Source organism: Pseudomonas sp. B21-019 (assembly GCF_024749225.1).
In the GTDB taxonomy this organism is placed as follows: domain Bacteria; phylum Pseudomonadota; class Gammaproteobacteria; order Pseudomonadales; family Pseudomonadaceae; genus Aquipseudomonas.
The window spans coordinates 1,902,555-1,916,834 of sequence record NZ_CP087193.1; the positions used below are offsets into that span (position 1 = coordinate 1,902,555).

At 60.8% G+C, this 14,280-nt stretch carries 15 protein-coding genes; 6 read left to right on the forward strand and 9 right to left on the reverse strand.

The features are described from left to right. Positions 1-83 precede the first annotated feature (83 nt). Positions 84-908 carry an alpha/beta fold hydrolase gene (locus LOY36_RS08510; protein ID WP_258672919.1) on the forward strand — a complete coding sequence of 275 codons (825 nt, stop codon included), beginning with the start codon at positions 84-86 and terminating at the stop codon, positions 906-908. Between the two features lie 76 nt (positions 909-984). On the opposite strand, the gene dsbG is transcribed toward LOY36_RS08510, so the two are convergent. The 4 genes from dsbG to LOY36_RS08530 form a co-directional block, all read right to left on the reverse strand. After that, complete coding sequence (gene dsbG / locus LOY36_RS08515; protein WP_018929978.1) at positions 985-1,752, reverse strand: thiol:disulfide interchange protein DsbG; 768 nt, start codon at positions 1,750-1,752, stop codon at positions 985-987. Further along, positions 1,728-2,594, reverse strand: a complete 867-nt coding sequence (locus LOY36_RS08520; RefSeq protein WP_019650588.1) for a TlpA disulfide reductase family protein — start codon at positions 2,592-2,594, stop codon at positions 1,728-1,730. The genes dsbG and LOY36_RS08520 overlap by 25 nt, the downstream gene beginning before the upstream one ends. Continuing rightward, on the reverse strand, positions 2,594-4,327 hold the full coding sequence (gene dsbD, locus LOY36_RS08525) for a protein-disulfide reductase DsbD (protein WP_258672920.1): 1,734 nt from the start codon (positions 4,325-4,327) through the stop codon (positions 2,594-2,596). Before dsbD ends, LOY36_RS08520 begins: the two co-directional genes overlap by 1 nt. A gap of 117 nt (positions 4,328-4,444) precedes the next feature. Next, on the reverse strand, positions 4,445-5,221 hold the full coding sequence (locus tag LOY36_RS08530; RefSeq protein ID WP_019650590.1) for a hypothetical protein: 777 nt from the start codon (positions 5,219-5,221) through the stop codon (positions 4,445-4,447). A gap of 325 nt (positions 5,222-5,546) precedes the next feature. Between LOY36_RS08530 and LOY36_RS08535 the strand changes: the two genes are divergently transcribed. From LOY36_RS08535 to LOY36_RS08555, 5 genes are all read left to right on the forward strand, one after another. Then, entirely contained in the window at positions 5,547-6,227 is a 681-nt protein-coding gene (locus LOY36_RS08535; protein WP_018929974.1) for a response regulator, read from the forward strand. After that, complete coding sequence (locus LOY36_RS08540; protein ID WP_026345973.1) at positions 6,224-7,549, forward strand: ATP-binding protein; 1,326 nt, start codon at positions 6,224-6,226, stop codon at positions 7,547-7,549. The genes LOY36_RS08535 and LOY36_RS08540 overlap by 4 nt, the downstream gene beginning before the upstream one ends. Before the next feature lie 128 nt (positions 7,550-7,677). Beyond that, entirely contained in the window at positions 7,678-8,163 is a 486-nt protein-coding gene (locus LOY36_RS08545) for a GNAT family N-acetyltransferase (protein WP_019582487.1), read from the forward strand. Between the two features lie 134 nt (positions 8,164-8,297). Continuing rightward, positions 8,298-9,710, forward strand: coding sequence for an aspartate aminotransferase family protein (locus tag LOY36_RS08550; protein ID WP_258672921.1), 1,413 nt, complete (start codon positions 8,298-8,300; stop codon positions 9,708-9,710). An 81-nt stretch (positions 9,711-9,791) separates the two neighbouring features. Continuing rightward, a complete protein-coding gene (locus tag LOY36_RS08555) occupies positions 9,792-10,019 on the forward strand; it encodes an MbtH family protein (protein ID WP_007934245.1) in 228 nt (75 codons plus the stop codon). A 163-nt stretch (positions 10,020-10,182) separates the two neighbouring features. Here LOY36_RS08555 and LOY36_RS08560 read toward each other — a convergent pair whose 3' ends face one another. Genes LOY36_RS08560 through LOY36_RS08580 form a run of 5 tightly spaced genes read right to left on the reverse strand, consistent with a single transcriptional unit; the run spans position 10,183 to position 14,279 of the window. Continuing rightward, positions 10,183-11,106 (reverse strand): metal ABC transporter solute-binding protein, Zn/Mn family, encoded by a 924-nt coding sequence (locus tag LOY36_RS08560; RefSeq protein ID WP_258672922.1) that lies wholly within the window; start codon positions 11,104-11,106, stop codon positions 10,183-10,185. After that, the gene (locus tag LOY36_RS08565; RefSeq protein ID WP_007906536.1) at positions 11,107-12,006 is read right to left on the reverse strand and encodes a metal ABC transporter permease; all 900 of its coding nucleotides are present in this window, start codon (positions 12,004-12,006) and stop codon (positions 11,107-11,109) included. Continuing rightward, the gene (locus LOY36_RS08570) at positions 12,006-12,749 is read right to left on the reverse strand and encodes a metal ABC transporter ATP-binding protein (protein ID WP_258672923.1); all 744 of its coding nucleotides are present in this window, start codon (positions 12,747-12,749) and stop codon (positions 12,006-12,008) included. The genes LOY36_RS08565 and LOY36_RS08570 overlap by 1 nt, the downstream gene beginning before the upstream one ends. After that, positions 12,746-13,672 (reverse strand): metal ABC transporter substrate-binding protein, encoded by a 927-nt coding sequence (locus LOY36_RS08575; protein WP_019582483.1) that lies wholly within the window; start codon positions 13,670-13,672, stop codon positions 12,746-12,748. Before LOY36_RS08575 ends, LOY36_RS08570 begins: the two co-directional genes overlap by 4 nt. Positions 13,673-13,706: 34 nt before the next feature. Beyond that, positions 13,707-14,279 (reverse strand): DUF6162 family protein, encoded by a 573-nt coding sequence (locus LOY36_RS08580; RefSeq protein WP_258672924.1) that lies wholly within the window; start codon positions 14,277-14,279, stop codon positions 13,707-13,709. Between the last annotated feature and the right edge of the window lies 1 nt (position 14,280).

Genomic DNA, 14,280 nt, shown 5'->3' on the forward strand with positions numbered 1-14,280 from the left:
AACCCGGGTTGACTGTCGATCCCATGCGGCTCAGTCTTCCCGTGCTCTTTTAAATGGATCCTATGTCACCAGGGAGACAGTCGATGCCCTTCGTAACGGTTGATGGACAAGCGCTTCACTACATAGATCAAGGCACGGGCCCGGCGGTATTGCTGGCCGGGAGCTACCTGTGGGACCAGGCCATGTGGGCACCGCAGATTGCGGCGCTGTCGCAGTACTATCGGGTCATTGCCCTGGACCTCTGGGGCCATGGCGAGTCCGGGCGGATGCCCGAGGGCATGACGTCGCTGGATGACGTGGCGCGTCAGGCACTGGCATTGCTCGATCATCTGGACATCGATCGCGTCACGCTGGTCGGTCTTTCGGTCGGTGGCATGTGGGGCGTTCGCCTGGCACTGTCGGCGCCGCAGCGGCTCAACGGGCTGGTGCTGATGGATACTTACGTTGGTGTCGAACCGGAGCCGACTCGTCAGTATTACTTCTCGCTGTTCAAACAGATCGAAGACAGCGGTGAGATCGCGCCGCAACTGCTCGACATTATTGTGCCGATCTTCTTCCGCCCGGGCATCGATCCGCAGTCGGCGCTGTATCAGGATTTCCGCGCCAGGCTGGCTGCGTTGCCAGTCAACCGGCTGCGTGAAAGCGTCGTGCCGATGGGGCGAATTACGTTTAGTCGTGATGATTTGTTGCCGCGCCTGGCTCAGCTGAACCCTGAAACCACGCTGTTGATGTGCGGCGACCAGGACAAACCTCGGCCGCCATCGGAAACCCAAGAGATGGCCGAGTTGATCGGTTGCCCGTATGTGCTGGTGCCGGAGGCGGGGCATATTTCCAGTCTGGAGAACCCCGAGTTCGTCACTGAGGCCCTGCTGAAGTTTCTGGCTGGCAGAAATCCGTGTAGCGCTTGATAAAAAAGATCGCAGCCTTCGGCAGCTCCTACACCGGTCTCATGTAGGAACTGCCGAAGGCTGCGATCTTTTGATCTTATTTAGGCCCGAGAATCTTCAGCAACTTGTCCGGCGACGGCGCGCCTTGCTGTTGTTGCAACTGGCCCTTTTCATCCATGTAGAAAATCGCCGGGGTGGCGGCCAACTCCAGGTCTTCCATCAACTTCATGTTCGCTGCCAGTTTCGCCTGAACCGCCGGTGGTACGTCCTTCAAGGCCTTGAGCGAGCTGCCCTTGCCGGATTTCTCGTGTTCTTCCAGGGCTTTCTGCGGGTCCTTGGCGGCCAGCAGTGCGGCGGATTTGCCGGGGCTGTCTTCGCGAATGATGCCGACCATGATGTGCCGCAGCTGCACCTTGCCGGCCTGGACCCACGGCCGTGCCTGTTCCCAGAACATGTTGCAGTACGGGCAGTTCGGGTCGCTGAACAGGTAGACGACCCGTGGTGCGTCCTTATTGCCGTCACCGATCCAGCTGCTTGCTTCCATCTTGCCCCAGACTTCCTTGGCCATCGGCGCGTAGACCAGTTTCTGCAACGGTGCGCTGCTGAGGTCATTGCCGTCGGCGTCGTACAGATTGCCGAGCAGCACATGTTTGCCGTCCGGGGTCAGGTATAGCGTCATGCCGCGGTTCTGGTACTGCGCCGCATAACCGCGCAGGCCGTCGGGCGCGTCGAAGGTGCCGACGATTTTGGCGCCCTTGGCTTCGATCTTCTTGATCGCTTCAGGCAGTTCTTCGGCCTGTACCGACGGCAGGTGCAGCAGGGCGGCACCCAGGGTCAGTGTCAGCAGGTGGCGGAGGCGGAGCATGGCAATTTCCTTGAAGGCGTGGCCGGGGTGGCCGGGTTCGGGGTGTCAAAGTGTTCCAGGGCGCGGGCCAGGCTGGCTTCCGACATCTCACCCAGGTGACTGCCCAACAGATACCCGTCGGGGCTATAGAACAGCGTAGTCGGCAATGCCATGGAACCCACGGCCTGGCTCAATCGACCGCTGCCATCGAACAGCACGTTGGTCAGGCTCAGGCCCTGGGTTTCGAGGAAGGTGGCGACGCTCTGCATGCTTTCGCTCTGGTTGACGAACAGGAAGGTCAGGTCCGGGCGCTGTTGCTGGGCGTTTTCCAGCACCGGCATTTCCCGACGGCAGGGCGGGCACCAGGTGGCCCAGAGGTTGATGACCAACGGGCCGCCCTGGTAGTCGCTGAGTTGTAGGGTCTGGCCAGCGGCATTGCGCAGGGTGATCTGCGGCAGGCGCGTGCCTTGTTCGTAAATACTCAGGGAGAAACTCGCCAGCAGCCAGAACACCAGGCCGCTGGCCACGCCAAAGCCCAACGGCCGACGCAGGCCCGGTTGACGCCAGCCGCGGTACAACGCCGCCAGCAAGAGCACGACCACCCCTGGCCAGGCGAGAAAACCACCATCGCGCAGGTCGATGATCTGCCACGGGTCGTTGCGATAATGTGCCCAGTAGGCAATCACGAAGCCGACCCGGGCCGCCAGCATGCCCAGCAGGAACAGGCTGAACAGCACCGATTCCGGGTTCTCGCCGCCACGCTTGGCCACCCGCCAGCCGACAAAGGTCGCCAGCGCCAGGGCACTGATCAGCAGCAGGTGATTAAGCGCGATGGCAAAGGTGCCGAGGGTAAAGGTCAGCATTAACGAGCGTCTCGGGTGGTGGTCCAGCGTTGCAGGAAAGTGCCGGCATCGACCTCGCCGGTGATGCGCTGGCTGCGACGCTCTTCGCCGTCGGTGCCGATCCACAACAGGCTCGGCGGCCCCGGCACTTTATAACGGCCGAGCAGTTCGCGGCTGGCGGCATTGTCGGCGGTGACGTCCAGCCGTAGCAAGCGCACATCGCTCAGCGCATCCAGTACCTGGGGTTTGCCGAAGACCTGTTTTTCCATGACTTTGCACGACACACACCAGTCGGCGTAGTAGTCCAGCAGCACCCATTGGCCCTGGGCCTTGGCGGCGTCGAGTTCGCGTTGCAGGGCGGCGGGCTCCTTGATCGTAGTGAATGCATCATGAGCGCTCGGCGCGACAACGCCGGTACGGCCGGCGCTGTACACCTGCAACGGCTGATACGGATCGTCGCTGCCGCCCGCCGCACCGACCACCAGCAGGCTGCCCCATAAACCCAACAGCAGCGAACTGGCGCCGAACAGGTGGGCAACGCGGCCAAACCCCTGGGACTGCTTCCAGGCGCTGTAGGCGGCGATCAGCAGCAAACCACCGCACAAACCGAGCCACAGCGATTCATCCAGCACCGGACGCAGCATCAGCAAAGCCGTGGCGAGAAACAGGAAACCGAACACACCCTTGAGCAGGTTCATCCAGGCGCCAGGTTTAGGCAGGAAGCGATTGCCGACGGTCACCAGCAGCAACAGCGGCACACCGATGCCGATGCCCAGGGCGAACAGAATCAACCCGCCGTGCAGCGCATTGCCGCTCTGGGCGATATAGAGCAGGGCGCCGGCCAATGGGGCAGTCATGCACGGTCCCACCAACAGACCGGACAAGGCCCCCAGCACACCGGCGCCCATCAGGTTGCCACCGCGCTGGCTGCGTGAAACATGTTCCAGCCGATCCCGTATGGCCACCGGCAATTGCAGTTCAAAAAAACCGAACATCGGCAAGGCCAGCAGCACGAACACCGCCGCAAAGCTGCCCAACAGCCATGGATTCTGCAGCAGCGCTTGAAGGTTCGCCCCGAGCGATGCAGCCAGAACGCCCATCGCCGCATACACCAGTGCCATGCTGATCACATAACTGCCGGCCAGGGCAAAACCGCGTTTGGGCGTGGCGCCACTGCCAACGATTAACCCTGCCAGAATCGGCAGCATCGGCAACGAGCAAGGGGTGAAGGCCAGCAACAGGCCCAGGCCAAAGAACACCAGCAAGCTCCAGCCCAGCGCCCGTTGTTGCAGGTCACTGGCCAGGGCTTGATCCGGTGCTTCGTTGACCACAGCAGTGGCAACGTTGCCGCCCAGGTCCACGACCTGAGTCTGTGGTGGATAACACAAGCCGGCATCGGCACAACCCTGGAAACCTACCTTGATCTGACCGGTGGCACCGGCCGGAATCTTCAGCTCCAGACCTTGACGATAAACCGGTTGTTCTCCGAAGAACTCGTCACTGTGTACTTCGCCTTCGGGTAATACAGGATGCTGCTCCCCAGGCAAGCCATCGAATTTCAGACGCTTCTGATAGAGGTAATAACCGTCGGTAATCTGCCAATAGAGCTGTGTTTCACCTGAATCAAGACGTTCGGAGGTGAAGACGAATGCCTTTTCCACCGGCAGAAAATCAGGTTTGGTTTCGAACGGATTAGTCCCTGCCTGGGCTACACCCGAGATCAAGAGAACGAAAAATAGAAACAGTCGACGCATGGGTAAGCCTTATCCCTGTGCAAGTGAGGTGCACAATGGGTGGCGGCGATTAACCGATGATTAACCGCCGCCGGGCTGTCTACGAAGTCGCTCATGGACAGTCATCAGCTTCAATCCTCAGTTGCGCAACAGCCCTGGCCAGGACTCGTTGTTCACCGAGTGCGGACCAGACTCCAGACGGTTTTTCGGGATGTTGTATGTCAGGTATTGATTGTCAGTCAGAAAAATATAGTAATAGTTGTCGGCAAACGTGCGATCTTTCTGCACCCCGGTGATAATTCTGTCTTTGTAGGCGGTCAGGCCTGGCCAAGTGGTCTCTGTGATGGCTTCGAGTCTAATCGTTTGGATGGGCGCCACCACCGTGTTAAAGAGGTTGTCGTCATATTTGTCGTCGGCATAATCGATTTGCGGATTTTGGGGGACCTCATCCCAGTCCAGATAAAGAGAGTTTCCGTCGTTCAAGATAAATCGAAATAATGAACTGCGATTTACCTGCCACCATGTGCCGGTAATGATTCGGTCGAAATAAGGCAACAGCAGCTTCCATTTAGTGTCTTCAACCTTGCGGGTCTGCATCACCGCATCGGTATCCTGATTGTAGGCGCAGACCATCGGCGTAGTGCGCTCGTAATAGAAAAGCCAAAGGATATCGAGGTCAGAAAAGTCCATGGGACGATCAAGCGTTATGCCCGTGGTCGTAAATCCAAACCGCAGGTTTTGCATGTGGTTTTCCAGCGTCCCCCAGTTTCCTTTAATCGGCCAGGGGTATCCATCAGAGACCTTGTTATCGGGAATATCAAAGCGGGAATAAGTATCGGTGTCTTTGAAGATGAAGTAGATCTTGTCTTTTCCTGAACGCCAATCGACGGTCACGATATTTTTAAGTGTCGGCATGATCTGATTCCTTTCAGATAATTAATTATGGTTCGGGTCTTAAATGACTTTCTTCCAGGTAATTATTGGCCTGGAGTGGAGCCGTGCTAGGGTAGCGTGATGTTTTACGCTGTTGTCATGTTTTCAGGATGGAATGTGTTTCGGTTTGAAACGACATGCTCGCAGGCGTCCGCCATGCATTAACAGCGAACTTCACTTTCAACTTCGTCGATTAGCGGTCGCGACGCCTGTGTGGGAAGCGCTGCTTCTCGTCAGCGGCGAGCCTTGCCATAATTGCGGCTTAATCCTCAGCTGCTTCACTCGCTTTTTTGTCCTGGGGGCTCCCATGCATGTACTGGTTTGCGAAGACGATGAGCTGATCGCCAGCGGTATTGTTGCCGGCCTGACCGCGCAAGGCCTGACCGTCGAGCACGTCGCCACCGCGTCGGCTGCCCGGGCGATGCTCAAGGTGGCTGAGTTCGATGTCATGGTGCTCGACCTTGGCCTTCCCGATGAGGATGGCCTGAAGTTGTTACAGCAGTTGCGTCACAGTGGCCTGGAGATTCCGGTGTTGATTCTCACGGCGCGGGATTCGGTCACCGATCGCGTCGACGGTTTGCAGGCCGGGGCCGACGATTACTTGCTCAAGCCTTTTGACCTGCGCGAACTGGCAGCGCGCCTGCACACCTTGCTGCGACGAGTGGCGGGGCGCAGCGTCAACCTGATCGAGCACGGTCGTTTGACCTACGATCCGAGCAGCCGCGAAACCATGCTGGGCGGCCAGCCCGTGGATCTTTCCCGTCGCGAGCAATCGCTGTTGCAAGCCTTGCTGCACAACCGTGGTCGCGTACTCTCAACCGAGCAACTGAAAGACAGCGTCTACGGTTTCAACGATGAGCTGGAAAGCAACGCCCTTAACGTCCATATCCATCACCTGCGGCGTAAACTCGGCAATGGCATTGTCGAGACAGTGCGTGGCCTGGGCTATCGCCTGGGGCCGGCCGATGGCGGAGAAGAATCGAAGTGATGAGCCTGCGTTTGCGTCTGAGCCTGACCCTCGGCGCCGCATTTGCGCTGATCTGGGCCCTGGCCGCCGCCTGGATGCTCAGCGATCTGCGCAACCAGATGATGTTTTCCCTCGACCAGCGGCTGGTTGCCTCGGCGCGGATGGTCGCCGGGTTACTGGAGCAACTGCCGGCATTGCCGAGCAAGGGCGAGGGTACCCATTTCAGCGCTGAACAACTGAATATCCCCGGCGGCATGGCCTGTCAGGTCAGCTCGTTGCGCGGCGAGATTCTGGCCCGCAGCCACAGCAACCCCGAGCAAGCGCTGGAAGCCGAGAAAATGGGTTTCCACGATCAGATTATCGACGGCGCGCCATGGCGCAGTTTCACCCTGGCGCGGGGCGATGTGCGCATCACCACCGCCGACCGGCAGATCGAGCGTGAAGCGCTGAACATGTCCATTCTGCTGGCGGCCTCGGTGCCGGTCGGCGTGGCGCTGCTTGGCTGCCTGTGCCTGTTGTGGCTCGGCATCGGTCAGGGGCTGGCACCGCTCAATCGTATGCGCGATGCGTTGATGCGGCGTAGCGCCGATTCTCTGGAGCCATTGCAGATCCAGCCGTTGCCCAGCGAATTGCAACCGCTGCTGGAAACCCAGAATCAGTTGTTCCAGCGCATCGGCAAGACCATCGAGCGCGAGCGGCGCCTGACCGGTGATGCTGCGCACGAATTGCGTAGCCCGCTGACTGCGATCAAAACCCACTTGCAAGTGGCGCGCATGACCGACGGTGCCGCGCGGGATCAGTCCCTGGCCCGGGCTGAAGAGGGCGCCGACCGCCTGCACCGTACCCTTGAACAATTGCTGCTGCTGGCGCGTGTCGAGGGCAGCTTGTCGTTCGATGATGGCGTGCAGTGCAGCGCTGAGCAGGTGGCGAAACTGGCGATTCAGGATGCCGCCAGCGGCGATCGTCAGCGGATCAAGTTTCAGGTGCCGGCCAGATTCTCCGATGCGCCGCTGCAAATGCCCGCAGTGCTGTCGATTGCTGCATTGCGCAACTTGCTCGACAACGCCCTGCGCCATACGCCGGGCGATAGGGCGGTGGAGCTGAGCCTGGAAACCAATGGCAATCGTGTGCACTTTTTGGTTCGCGACCACGGCCCGGGAATTGCCGAAGACGACTTGCAATACCTGACCCAACGCTTCTGGCGTAACGGCCAGAGCACCGGTTGCGGCCTCGGCCTGGCGATTGTCCAGGCCATCGTCCAGCGCTGCGGTTGCACCCTGCATTTCGACAGCCGGGCGGATGGGTTGCGGGTTGAATTGACGATGCCGTTGCAACCTGTCTAACAGACACCGCTCCCACAGGGTGTCTATGTCGTCGCACACCAAATGTAACGTCTCTCCGTTGGCCTCCCGGTCCTCACGGCGTTATCGTCCTCGGCAGCTTTGACTCAATGGATTGAGGTAACAGCGCCATGACTGCATCGATACACATCTGCAAGGCAACGTCTGCCGACGCCGGCATCATCAGCCGGATCGTCGAGCGCTCCATTCGCGTCGGCTGCGCGCTCGACCACCGCAATGATCCACGAACGGTCGCCACCTGGACCCACAACAAAACCATCGAACACGTGCAGCCCTGGCTGAACGACCCGCGGTTGTACCTGAACATCGCTCTGTTGCAAGACAAACCGGTCGGCGTCGCCATGGCGGCGATCAGCGGCAAGGTTGCGTTTTGTTACGTGCAGCCGGAATGGTTTCGACGCGGCGCCGGACAAGCGCTGGTGCATGATCTGGAGACGTGGTTGATCACTCAGGGTTTGCCCCAGGCACGTCTCAACAGCACGCGCACCGGCGAAGCGTTTTATCTCCACTTGGGTTACCGGGTTTGCGCCGAAGCTTTCACGGTGGCGGGGCTCCACGCCATTCCCATGCACAAGGCGCTGCCGCCACCGTCATAGAAAGCTGATCGAGGGTCTAAATCCTCGAGCCCTTGGTGCGTTTCCAGAACAGGAAAACCTGCAAGTGCGCCCGGTGAACGGAATGCGCACCTGCCCGGTGTGCAGTTTTGGTCACTATCAACAGGGGTCGAGAGATGTCAGTCGCTACCAGCCTTATCGAAGATCAGCCGGCCAGGATTGTCCCGACGCCTGCCGAGACGCTTTATCAGTTCAACGAATCGCCGCTGTTGGCCCGTCAGAGCCAACAGGAATCGAACGCCCGCAGCTACCCGCGACGCATACCCCTGGCACTCAAGCGTGCCAAGGGCATTTATGTCGAAGACGTCGAAGGCCGCTGTTTCATCGATTGCCTGGCCGGTGCCGGAACCCTGGCCCTGGGGCACAACCATCCGGTGGTGATCGAAGCGATCCAGCAAGTGCTGAGCGATGAACTGCCGCTGCACACCCTCGACCTGACCACGCCGGTCAAGGACCGGTTTGTCCAGGACCTGTTCGGCCTGCTGCCGCCGGCATTGGCCGCTGAAGCGAAGATTCAGTTCTGTGGCCCCACCGGCACCGATGCCGTGGAAGCCGCGCTGAAGCTGGTGCGCACCGCCACCGGGCGCAGCACCGTCTTGTCGTTCCAGGGCGGTTACCACGGCATGAGTCAGGGCGCATTGAGCCTGATGGGCAGTCTGGGACCGAAAAAGCCGTTGGGTGCCTTGCTCGGCAATGGCGTGCAGTTCATGCCGTATCCCTACGATTACCGTTGCCCGTTCGGGCTCGGTGGCGTGCAGGGAGTGCAGGTCAACCTGAATTACCTGGAGAACCTGCTGAACGATCCAGAGGCTGGCGTGCAATTGCCGGCTGCGGTGATCGTCGAAGTGGTGCAGGGCGAGGGCGGGGTGATTCCGGCCGATCTCGACTGGCTGCGCGGTTTGCGGCGCATCACCGAGCAGGCCGGCGTGGCGCTGATCGTCGATGAGATTCAGAGCGGCTTTGCCCGCACCGGCAAGATGTTCGCCTTCGAGCACGCCGGAATCATTCCGGACGTGGTGGTGATGTCCAAGGCCATCGGCGGCAGCCTGCCGCTGGCGGTGGTGGTCTATCGCGACTGGCTCGACACCTGGCTGCCGGGCGCCCATGCCGGAACCTTCCGCGGCAATCAGATGGCCATGGCCGCAGGCTCTGCGGTGATGCGCTACCTGACCGAACACAAGGTTTGCGAGCACGCCGCCACCATGGGCGAGCGCTTGAGCGAACACCTGCACATCCTGCAGCGGGACTTCCCGCAGCTGGGCGACATTCGCGGACGTGGCTTGATGCTGGGCGTCGAACTGGTCGACCCGACTGGCGCACTGGACGCTCAAGGCCATCCACCGATCTTCGGTCGTCTGGCGCCGCTGGTGCAGCGTGAATGCCTCAAGCGCGGATTGATCCTCGAACTGGGCGGGCGTCACGGCGGTGTCGTGCGTTTCCTGCCGCCACTGGTGATCACCGCCGCGGAAATCGATCGGGTGGCTGAGATTTTCGGCCGGGCCATGGCCGCAGCCATCGCCAGCCTCTAAATTTTTCAGCGCCTTTAACGTTCTTTCTACATAACGGCTGCGCACGTCGCGCAGCTCACCCTATAGCGATGGAGAGACAGCATGACGTCAGTATTCGACCGCGAGGACATCCTCTTTCAGGTCGTGGTCAACCACGAAGAGCAATACTCGATCTGGCCCGACTACAAAGCCGTGCCACAAGGCTGGCGCACCGTGGGCAAGAGCGGCCTGAAAAAGGAATGCCTGGCCTACATCGAAGAGGTCTGGACCGACATGCGTCCATTGAGCCTGCGTCAGAAAATGGAAGAGCAGGCGGCCGTGGCTCACTGAGTCACGCAAAAAGAAACCCGCTGAACTGGTGACAGTCAGCGGGTTTTTTAACATCAAAAGATCGCAGCCTTCGGCAGCTCCTACATGGGAATCGCGTACAACCGTGAAACATCGGCTGGACACAAATTCTGTAGGAGCTGCCGAAGGCTGCGATCTTTTGATCTTAGGTGGCAGGTTTACCGCTCAACTCGGTGATCACCAAATCCACATTCTCCTCCAACTCGGCCACTGGATCCGCCGCATCGACACTCAACACCACCAACCGACTGCCTGCCTGCGAGATCGCCGCTTTCACCGCCTCCGAAGGCTGCCGATGATGCAACACCACCGCCACGTCATGGTCCTTGAGCGTCACACTCAACTGCTTCAACGCTTCAGGTGTCCACTCGGCATCCGGCCGTGCATCGAGGCCGATCAGCTCCAGGTTGAGGCCGCCGATCAGGTAGCCGAAATGATCGCTCAGGCTCATCACGCTCAGGTTATCGGCACTGGCCAGCCGCGCTTCGCTGTCGGCACTGAGCTTGAGCAGGCGCTGCTTGAGCGCTGCCAGATTGGCCTCGATGGTCGGTTTGGCCGCCGGCGCCAGGCGCACCAGGTCCGCCGCCATCACGTCTGCCATGCGCCCCATGTTGTTGCTGGAAAGCCACGGCTGGCTGTTCAAACCGTCGACCTTGCTGCCGGGCTGCACGGCGATGCCGGGAAGGGCGCCGTCCACCGGGCGGGCGGCGTCGACTTCGACGATACGAATATTGCTGCGCCGGGATATCGGGTACAGCGGATCATCCGCCCACAGGGAACGCAGACCAATCACGGCATCGGCGTCGGTCGCCAGCTTGGCCAGCGCCGGAGCGCCACGACCGGTGAAATAGGCGGTCTGTCGGCTGCCGGGCAGATTGTCTGGAGCGGCCCGTTCCAGTTTGATTTCGGTGCCTTTGAGCAACACTTCGCCCAGACCATAGGTGATCGGCAAGGACGCCAGCACGTGCAGCGGTTTGGCGCTGTCCGCCGCAGCGCAAGTATTGGCCAGACCGCACAGGGGCAATGTGAAGGTCAATGCCAGGGTCAGTTGACGCAGAGAAAAACACATTTATCCGAGGTTCCCTTTCAGACTTGGGACGATGCCGCGAGCGATCGCGGCCAGAGCGAAGGCGATACCGGCCACCAGAATGATCGCGGCACCGGACGGGATGGGCAGGTCAAAGACAATCGGCGCGAGAATTCCGCACAAGGTGCTCACCGTGGCAATCAGCACCGAACACCAGAAAAAACCCTTCAACGACTGGCTGAGCAACCGCGCGGCCGCCGCTGGAATCACCAGCAGGGCGCCGACCAGAATCGCGCCGATGACTTTCACCGCTGCCACCGTGATCAGCGTCACCAGGATCACGAACAGGTAGTCCAGGGTTTTCACCGCCACACCGCGTACCGCCGCCAGTTGCGGGTTGAAACTGGCGAGCATGATGCGGTTGTACAGCGGCAGGGCCAGTGCCATGACCAGTGAACCGACGATGGCCAATACCAGCAGGTCGTTGCCGTTGACCGTCAGTACCGAGCCGAACAGCACGTTTTCCAGAATGTGTACGTTGATCTTGCCCGCCAGAATCAACAGCAGGCTCGCGCCCAGCGCCAACGATACCGACAGAAACACGCCGATCAACGTATCCGGTGCCAGACCCGTGCGGTTGCGCAGGTAGTTCAGCAAGATCCCGAACAGCAGGCAGTAACCGAACAGGCTGCCATAAGGCCCGGTGTAAGGTTCGCCGAGCAGAATGCCGATGGCCACGCCAGTCAACGCCGCGTGACCCACCGCTTCGGAAAAAAACGCGAAACGCTTGACCACCACCAGCGTGCCCAAGCCGCCCAGCACCGGGCCGATCAGCAATCCGGCGAGCAGGGCGTTGACCACAAATCCATAGGCCAGCGCTTCCGGCAGGTAACCCGACGAGGCCCAACCCTGGACCATCAAACGAAAGGCTTCGTAACTCATCAGGCAGCGCTCCGGGGATGGGTCGAGAACAGGGTCAGCAGTCGCTCCGGGGTCAGCGCCTGTTTCGGCGTGGCATCGAACAACACCCGGCGATTGAGTCCGGTGACTCGGTCTGCCAGACGTGCGACGGCTTCAAGATCATGCTCGACCCACAGCACGGTGATGCCGCTCTGGCGCCAATCGCCCAGCAGCCGTTCGAATACTTGGATACCGGCCTCATCAAGCGCCGACATCGGTTCATCGAGCACCAGCAACTGTGGCGCCGGAATCAGCCCTTGCGCCAACAAAACCCGCTGGCGCTCGCCACCGGACAGCGCGCCCATGCGCCGATTACGTTTGTCCTGCATGCCGACCCGTTCCAGCGCTTCGCCAATCGCTGCGGCGTAATGCTTGCTCAAGCCGAGAAATGCCGGGCGCCGCTGACACATGGCCGCCATGAAGTCGTCGACGGTCATTGGCAAACCGCGATCAAACTCCAGCGCTTGCGGCACGTAGCCGATCGTCCCTGGTTCGCCGGGCCATTGCAGGCTCAAACGGCCCTGATGCGGCATCTGCCCGAGCAGGGTCTTGATCAGCGAACTCTTGCCGCCACCGTTGGGGCCGACCAGGGCATGCACGCTGCCGGGCCGGACCTGAAAGGTCACGTTGTCGAGGATTGTCGTGCGCCCCAGTGTCAGGCTGACTTCGGCGAAATCCAGCGTCGGGCCGGCGCTTTGTACGGTCAGGGTTTCTTGAGCGGTCATGCGCCTGACTCCTGAATCGCCCGAACCACGGTGTTGAGGTTGCCGGTCATTTCCTTTTCGTACTTGTCGGCGGTGTATTCGCCATAGGAAATGTGCGACAGCGGATACAGCTTCACCCCGGACTCACGCTGGATGGTCTCGACGTAGGTGGAGGGGAAATCCATCTCCGAGAAGATCACTTTCACGTCCAGCTCCCGCAGTTGATCGATGGTCTTTTTCAGTTGGCTGGGGCTGGGTTCGATGCCGTGGGCCGGCTCGACCACGGCGGTGACTTCCAGGCCGAACTCGCGCAGCAGATAGTCGTAGGCGGCATGGACCGTGGCCACGCGCAGCTCGGCGTTCGGCGCCTGGGTCAGTTTGGCCAGGGCATCGGCGCGCATCTGCCGCAGGCGCTTACCGTAGGCGCGGGCATTCTGGGTGTAGGTCTTGGCGTTGGCCGGGTCGAGCTTGCCCAACTCACGGGCGATGTTGTTGACCTGGGCAATCGAGGCGCTGATCGAAAGGAATGTGTGCGGGTTCACCACTTTGCCGGCACCGCGAGCGGCGACGCCGGTGGCGGCCAGCAGGGGCACGTTTTCGTTGGCTTCGATTACTTTGATATTCGGGGTTTCGCTGGCGGCGATCATGCGGTCGGCGAAGTCGTCATGGCCCACGCCGTTGAGCACGATCACGTCGAGCCCGCTGATGCGCTTGATGTCTTCGGCGCGAGGCTCGTAGGCGTGCGGGTTGAAACCGGCCGGGATCAGCGGCACCACTTCGGCCTTGTCGCCGACAATATTGGCCACGTAGCTGTAATAAGGGTGCAGGGTGATGCCGATGCGCAGGCGCTTGGCTTCGTCGGCACTGGCCAGCGGCGTCAACAAACAGGCAAGCAGGCCGACCAACAGCAGGCGCAAAAAACGACGTTGAGATGAACTAGGCATGGAAAGCGGTCTTCTCTCGGGTGAGGGCGAGGGTTCAGTGCCGATGCTGGCGGGTGACCCCGGCATCGAATTGCGCGACGATCTGCTGCCAGCCGGCGCTTTCGAGTGCGGCGTCAGTCAGATCAGCTGGGGGCGCGAGGGCTTTGGAGCGGTTGAGCCAGACGTCTGGCGCATCGTCGTCAGCAGTCAAACGCATCAGGAACGAGCCGGCCACGGTGGGTGTCTGGCTCTGGCCGAAGTACGCCTTGGCGTCCAGCAACTGCCAGGCATGACCGCCGCGGCTGACGGAGCTGGCGTCCTGGGCAAACGGCGCGAAACCTTCATCGGCGAGGGTAGTGGGGGTGGGCAGTGCTTGTTGTTCCTCGCGCAACAGATGGATTTCATCCAGCGTGACCCGTAGGTCTGCGTAAATACCTTGCTCGGATGCGCTCAGGTCGCGGCGGGCATCCAGTTGATGGCTGCCGACGCTGCTCACTTCCCGGGACTCGCCGCGCCAGGCGACTACCGAGCCGGCCACCGCCAGGATCATCAGGCACAACAGCAACACATAGAGGGTTTCATGGCCGGCTCCGGCCGGGCGCACCACTTGGGTGGTTGGCGTGGTCATG

What these genes read in the sequence shown, in the direction of transcription:
- LOY36_RS08510 (WP_258672919.1), top strand. Translation starts at nt 84, where the DNA reads ATGCCCTTCGTAACGGTTGATGGACAAGCGCTTCACTACATAGATCAA.
- dsbG (WP_018929978.1), bottom strand. Translation starts at nt 1,752, where the DNA reads ATGCTCCGCCTCCGCCACCTGCTGACACTGACCCTGGGTGCCGCCCTG.
- LOY36_RS08520 (WP_019650588.1), bottom strand. Translation starts at nt 2,594, where the DNA reads ATGCTGACCTTTACCCTCGGCACCTTTGCCATCGCGCTTAATCACCTG.
- dsbD (WP_258672920.1), bottom strand. Translation starts at nt 4,327, where the DNA reads ATGCGTCGACTGTTTCTATTTTTCGTTCTCTTGATCTCGGGTGTAGCC.
- LOY36_RS08530 (WP_019650590.1), bottom strand. Translation starts at nt 5,221, where the DNA reads ATGCCGACACTTAAAAATATCGTGACCGTCGATTGGCGTTCAGGAAAA.
- LOY36_RS08535 (WP_018929974.1), top strand. Translation starts at nt 5,547, where the DNA reads ATGCATGTACTGGTTTGCGAAGACGATGAGCTGATCGCCAGCGGTATT.
- LOY36_RS08545 (WP_019582487.1), top strand. Translation starts at nt 7,678, where the DNA reads ATGACTGCATCGATACACATCTGCAAGGCAACGTCTGCCGACGCCGGC.
- LOY36_RS08550 (WP_258672921.1), top strand. Translation starts at nt 8,298, where the DNA reads ATGTCAGTCGCTACCAGCCTTATCGAAGATCAGCCGGCCAGGATTGTC.
- LOY36_RS08555 (WP_007934245.1), top strand. Translation starts at nt 9,792, where the DNA reads ATGACGTCAGTATTCGACCGCGAGGACATCCTCTTTCAGGTCGTGGTC.
- LOY36_RS08560 (WP_258672922.1), bottom strand. Translation starts at nt 11,106, where the DNA reads ATGTGTTTTTCTCTGCGTCAACTGACCCTGGCATTGACCTTCACATTG.
- LOY36_RS08565 (WP_007906536.1), bottom strand. Translation starts at nt 12,006, where the DNA reads ATGAGTTACGAAGCCTTTCGTTTGATGGTCCAGGGTTGGGCCTCGTCG.
- LOY36_RS08570 (WP_258672923.1), bottom strand. Translation starts at nt 12,749, where the DNA reads ATGACCGCTCAAGAAACCCTGACCGTACAAAGCGCCGGCCCGACGCTG.
- LOY36_RS08575 (WP_019582483.1), bottom strand. Translation starts at nt 13,672, where the DNA reads ATGCCTAGTTCATCTCAACGTCGTTTTTTGCGCCTGCTGTTGGTCGGC.
- LOY36_RS08580 (WP_258672924.1), bottom strand. Translation starts at nt 14,279, where the DNA reads ATGACCACGCCAACCACCCAAGTGGTGCGCCCGGCCGGAGCCGGCCAT.